Source organism: Methylophaga sp. UBA1464 (genome assembly GCF_002325665.1).
Taxonomy (GTDB): Bacteria; Pseudomonadota; Gammaproteobacteria; order Nitrosococcales; family Methylophagaceae; genus Methylophaga.
The window spans coordinates 7,692-12,286 of the sequence record NZ_DCSO01000040.1; the positions used below are offsets into that span (position 1 = coordinate 7,692).

Below are 4,595 nucleotides of genomic sequence, written 5' to 3' on the forward strand. Positions count from 1 at the left end.
ACAGCAGCGAAAAAATTCGGCCTGGGTAAGACAAAGACATATAAGGATGTTCCATACAAACGGTTTTAAGCGAGCAAAGCCTTTTTCGATGAGATAATGGCTTCGCTGCCGACTCAGATGTTTTCAGTTAATAACAAGTCGAATGACCTGCATAAAAAGGCCATTTTCATGGTGTTTATCAACATTTTTAGTGTTTTCACAACAACAGCTAATGCGATAGATTATCGTTTGCATTCGTAATTAACAAGTCTCGAGTTTTCTATCCGTAAATGTTTAACGGTAAAAGTTTGGATTGGGTAACTTCCAGAAAGAGTTTTATTGAGGGTTATTGAGCGGTAGCAACAAACCTCAATTAACTATCTTCGACAAGAATTAGTGCGCCAGCCGACAAGAAGAACTCTCACTCTCCGGAACATAATATCTGCACGTGCCGCACTGCCGGGGCACCTCCGACATCAAGCAGTTATCCGAGGGGATTTATCATGACAGAGCATATTTGCACTCCAGGCTGTACACACGGCATCACCGAAGAAAATAAAAAAGACGTCGTCGAGGAATTTGATACGGCAAGACGTTCATTTATCCGTAACGCGTTTGTTGGCGGTGGTGCCGCCTCTCTGGGTGCCATGGGCATGTCCATGTCACCAATGAGTTTTGCCGCAGGCGCCAATACACCAATTAATGCTGACGCACCTGGCCAGATGCACTATTACATTCCTGCCACCCCGGAAACAGTTCTCTGGGGTTATTTCAGCAAGAATGCCAAGCCTACCGTTGAAATCGAGTCCGGTGATTTTGTCACCATGGAAACACTCACCCATCATGCCAACGATGATGCTGAACGGATGGTAAAAGGTGACCCCGGCGCAGAAAGTATTTTTCATTGGGATGCCCAACGCAAAGGTGTCGATAGACGTGGTGCTGGCCCGATGGATGCCAAGATTGGAGCAGGTGGTGGAGCCGGCGTGCATATCTGTACCGGACCAGTACGCATCAAAGGCGCTCAGCCCGGCGATATTCTTGAGGTGCGCATAGTTGATGTCACCCCCAGACCGAGTGGCAACCCTGATTACAAAGGTAAGACCTTTGGCAGTAATGCCGCTGCCTGGTGGGGCTTTCATTACGGCGATATGCTTACCGAACCAAAACAACGGGAAGTCATTACCATCTACGAAGTCGATGCAACGGGTGAGCGCAACTGGGCCAAAGCCGTCTACAACTATCGCTGGACACCACAAACCGATCCATTCGGTGTGGTCCATCCGACTATCGATTATCCGGGCGTACCGGTTGATCACAGTACCATCACCAAAAAAGAAAATATTCTGCGTGATATCCGTATTCCGATCCGGCCTCACTTTGGCACCATTGGCCTTGCTCCTGCAGAAGCCGATATGGTGAACTCGATTCCGCCCAACTACACTGGCGGCAATATCGACAACTGGCGGATTGGCAAAGGTGCGAAGATTTATTTCCCGGTCGCAGTGGATGGCGGCATGTTCTCAGTGGGTGATCCACATGCATCACAGGGTGACTCTGAGTTGTGCGGTACCGCCATTGAGTGCTCTTTAACAGGGACTTTCCAGTTTATATTGCACAAAAAAGCTGATCTGCCCGGCACTTCTTTGGCTGAACTCAATTATCCCTTGCTGGAAACCCAGGATGACTGGGTGTTACATGGCTTTAGCTATGCCAATTATCTGGCTGAACTGGGTCCCAATGCTCAGGATGATATTTACAGCAAATCTTCGGTTGATAAAGCGTTACGCGATGCCTATCGCAAGATGCGACACTTTTTAATGACGACTCAACAGCTGGATGAGGACGAGGCGATATCGCTAATGACGGTGGCGGTCGACTTTGGTATCACCCAAGTGGTGGATGGCAACTGGGGTGTGCATGCGATCCTGAAAAAATCCATGTTCCCGGCGCGCAGCTAGGATTTGTTTATATTATTCAGATCCTAGTTAATGGTTATGGCATAACACTTGCGAAAGGATGCTTCAGTATTCAAGGAATAAGACACGACCGTGACTGACCTGAAACGCTTTTCTGCCAGTGCTATACCCGCAGAGCTACGCCAGCCGGCCTGGAATGAAATCCTTTCCAGGCTCGGTCTGGCGAGTGATGCTGCAAGCTCCATTCGTAATGACGACAGTGGCCATATGGCATTGTCGGTCTCGGCACGCGACTCTGTATTTGTACAACTCACCGCAGCCCCACAGATTCTGTCACCGATCGCAGCCAAATCAACCCAACCCTTACAAGGCACTGTATTGGTGCTCGCCTTGCTGGATGGCACCGCGCAGGTGCTGGATGCCGATCAAACCGTCAAATTACGTTCCGGGGATATCATGTTGCTGGATCCTAGCCAATCCTGGCGACTGGCTTTGCAAACCCGTTTTCGCATCATGCTGATCAAACTGGAGTCATCCAGCTTTCTGCTCAGGCTGGTGCGAACCGGACGACAGGAAGCAAATCGCATCAGCACACAACAAGGTATCGGCGCGTTATGCCTGAACATGCTGCAATCGCTGACCGAACAGTTGCCTCATGTGGATAACAATGAGCTGCCTGCCTTAGAAGTAACGCTAGCCGAGTTACTGGTGGCTTGTCTTTCCCATAAACAATCTGCTGCCAATGAAGAAGCTACTGATGTGCAATTGGCCCATTTACGTCGGGTGTGCAGAACGGTGGATTCACGGCTGGACGATCCGGATCTGAATATTGAAAAAATCGCTGCGCAGGAAGGTTTATCCGCCAGATACTTACAAAAACTGTTCAAAAACAGTGGCACAACGTTCAGTGAATATTTGAAAAGCCGGCGGATACAGCATTGCTGTATCGATCTGGCTAACCCTGCCCTTGCCCAGTTCAGCATTGCTCAGCTGTGCTACCGCTGGGGCTTTAATGACGCGGCCAACTTCAGCCGTACCTTTTCGCAATTTATGGGCGTGTCACCCAAAAGTTATCGCGCTGCACCGCCGCAGGATCTGCATGAACAACTTCGCCGTGGTTGTCCACAAACCAAACCATCAGCTCGTTCGGCTGCATCAGCTCCGCAATCCGATGATGACATCCAAAAACGTCGCAGGCCATTTCAGGAAGTATTGGATGATCATGCTAAATATGCGCTGTCATTGCGACTTTCACCTAAACGGGTTTCCGACATAGATAACACTGCGCCTGGTCAAACCGACACTCACTCGCCTCGACAATATTACCTGCCAGTGTCCGATAAAACCGTTCACTGGGGCTATTTCAGCAATGCGATCAAACCGGTATTAACCGTTCATTCCGGTGATATTGTAACCATTGAAACCTTATCCCAGCATGCGTCTGATGACTGCGAACGTATGATCGACGGCGATGCCGGAGCACAGAGTGTTTTTCACTGGACGGGTACAACAAAGAATGTTGACCGGCGGGGTGCCGGGCCGATGGATGCCACGATATTTGGCCGTGGTGCAGGTGAAGGTTTTGGGGTGCATATCTGTACTGGTCCGGTTTATGTCAGCGATGCCGAACCCGGTGATGTGCTGGAAATACGCATTTTGGATATTCAGCCACGTCCCAGCTGCAGCCCGAAATATCAAGGCAAACACTTTGGCAGCAATGCCGCCACCTGGTGGGGCTTTCAATATGACGATCTGCTCACCGAACCCAAAAAGCGTGAGGTGGTCACGGTATATGAAGTACACCAACACACCCATTCACCGCATGCCAAGGCGATTTATAACTTTCGCTGGACACCGCAAACCGATCCCTATGGCATTGTGCACCCAACCATTGATTACCCCGGCATACCGGTTGATCATTCCAGTATCGACAAACAGTTCGGTATTCTCGACAAAGCCGTTATTCCGGTCAGACCGCATTTTGGTGTGATGGCCGTCGCCCCGCGTGAAAGCGGTATGGTTGATTCCATTCCTCCCAGCTATTTTGGCGGCAATATGGATAACTGGCGTGCAGGGAAAGGCACCAAATTGTTCTTACCTGTTGCTACTCCGGGTGCTTTGTTCTCGGTCGGCGATCCCCACGCATCGCAGGGTGATTCGGAATTATGCGGTACTGCAATTGAATGTTCTTTAACCGGTGTATTTCAATTGGTGTTGCACAAACAACGTGATTTGAAAGACAGTTTTATGGACGGCCTCAGCCATCCGTTTCTGGAAACGCCGGATGAATGGGTATTACAGGGCATGAGTTTCTCCGACTATCAGGCCGAGCTTGGCCCGAATGCCCAGACGCAAGTATATAAAAACTCCTCTATGGAAGCCGCCATGCGTGACGCCTTCAGAAAAGCCCGTCACTATCTTATGAAGGAACATGAGCTTAGTGAAGATGAAGCTATATCACTAATTTCGGTAGCGGTGGATTTTGGTATTACCCAGGTAGTGGACGGCAATCTGGGCGTGCATGCGATTATCCGCAAGGCTATTTTTCCGGACTATAAAGCTGATTAAAAACGCTTATTAATTGCCTTTTCTCAGACAATAAGAACGCTCTCTCCTTATCCACCTGCCCCATTAAAAATTCTTTGTAACCTGTAAACAGGGTCTGCCACTAATTCTCAATTTTGTGACCCAGCTCAC

Annotated in this window: 2 protein-coding genes; both read left to right on the top strand. The window is 49.4% G+C overall.

The genetic code is table 11. From position 1 onward, the window contains the following. Window positions 1-482: 482 nt before the first annotated feature. Entirely contained in the window at window positions 483-1,940 is a 1,458-nt protein-coding gene (locus tag B3O33_RS03960) for an acetamidase/formamidase family protein (protein ID WP_292361333.1), read from the top strand. Window positions 1,941-2,030: 90 nt separating this feature from the next. Continuing rightward, window positions 2,031-4,466: an acetamidase/formamidase family protein gene (locus B3O33_RS03965; protein ID WP_292361334.1), complete on the top strand. Its 2,436-nt coding sequence runs from the start codon at window positions 2,031-2,033 to the stop codon at window positions 4,464-4,466. The last annotated feature ends 129 nt before the right edge of the window (window positions 4,467-4,595 follow it).